This is a genomic window from Microvirga tunisiensis, from assembly GCF_009296175.1.
In the GTDB taxonomy this organism is placed as follows: Bacteria; Pseudomonadota; Alphaproteobacteria; order Rhizobiales; family Beijerinckiaceae; genus Microvirga; species Microvirga tunisiensis.
The window spans coordinates 1-1,138 of sequence record NZ_VOSK01000812.1 but is presented as its reverse complement, the minus strand read 5'-3'; the positions used below and the strand labels follow the sequence as shown (position 1 = coordinate 1,138).

General features: G+C 66.3%; 2 protein-coding genes. Both read left to right on the top strand.

The genetic code is table 11. The features are described 5' to 3' along the window. Positions 1-76 precede the first annotated feature (76 nt). The gene (locus FS320_RS43820) at positions 77-520 is read left to right on the top strand and encodes a helix-turn-helix domain-containing protein (protein WP_162003647.1); all 444 of its coding nucleotides are present in this window, start codon (positions 77-79) and stop codon (positions 518-520) included. Beyond that, positions 517-1,137, top strand: a complete 621-nt coding sequence (locus FS320_RS46875; protein WP_244627777.1) for an IS630 family transposase — start codon at positions 517-519, stop codon at positions 1,135-1,137. Before FS320_RS43820 ends, FS320_RS46875 begins: the two co-directional genes overlap by 4 nt. The last annotated feature ends 1 nt before the right edge of the window (position 1,138 follow it).

Sequence of the window (1,138 nt, the reverse complement as noted above, 5' to 3'; positions counted from 1 at the left end):
CTAAGCAGGTTTCAGCGGGGTGGCCAACGGATGCTGTCTGTGATTCCATCTTGTGGTTTAGTTCGGGATGCGGATCATGGCGGGCAAATCCCCTGTTGTCGCGAGCGCCGCACAACGGCGTGACCTCATAGCCCTCAGCCACTCGCGGGATCGGGGCGAGGCCGATCGGGCGCGGGCGCTCCTGCTGACCCTGGCCGGCTGGACGAGCCCACGGATCGCCGAGGCCTTCGGCGTGCGCGAGGATACCGTGCGGCTTTGGCGCAGCGCTTTCAGCCAGGGTGGGGTCGCGGCGCTGCGGCGATCCGTTGCCCCGGAACCAGCTCAGGTCGAGGCCGAGTGCGCGCTCGCGGTGGCCGAGGCGGTTCTGTCGGGATCGGTGGCGGATCGCCCCAACTGGACCCTGCCGCGGCTGGCCGACGAGAGCGAGAAGCGCTCCGGCGTGCGCATCTCGCGCTCACGCCTCTCAGTCGTGTTGCGGCAAAGGGGGCTTTCCGCTGGCGCCGGCCGCGCCATACCCTGAAGGGCCGCCAGGATGCAGACGCCGTGGATCGCGCCGGCCTGCGCCGCAAGCTCCTGAAGGCACAGGCCGAGGCGGGCGACATCGTGCTCTTGTTCGGGGATGAGTCCGAAGCGCTCACCCATCCCGATCTGGCCCATGCCTGGGCCAAGAAAGGTGCGGATCTGCGCATTCCAGCGCCCGGCCAAGCCGCCAAGGTGGCGATGCTCGGTCTGCTCGACTGGGCACCGCGTGAACTGATGGTGCGCACCAGCCGGAGTAAGCGCAGTGCCGATTTCATCGCGCTCCTGGAACAGATCGACACGCAGTATGGTCCGACGCGCGATCGTGCGAAGAAGCCGATCGTGCTCGTCCTCGACAACGGCCCGATCCACACCAGCAAGGCGACACGCGCCGCACTCGCCGAGCGGGCGTCCTGGCTCACGGTCGAATGGCTGCCGAGATACACGCCGGAGCTCAACGACATTGAAGAGCTCTGGCGCGATCTGAAGCAGCATCATCTCGCTCACCAGACTTTCGACGGTCCAGACAACCTCGATGATGCCATCCACGAGGCGGTCAGGATGCTCAATTGCGAACGAAATCGCCATCCGTTCGCCAACCACCGAATCGCTGCTTAGG

Coding starts and splice junctions, on each gene's coding strand:
- FS320_RS43820 (WP_162003647.1), top strand. CDS start 77: ATGGCGGGCAAATCCCCTGTTGTCGCGAGCGCCGCACAACGGCGTGAC.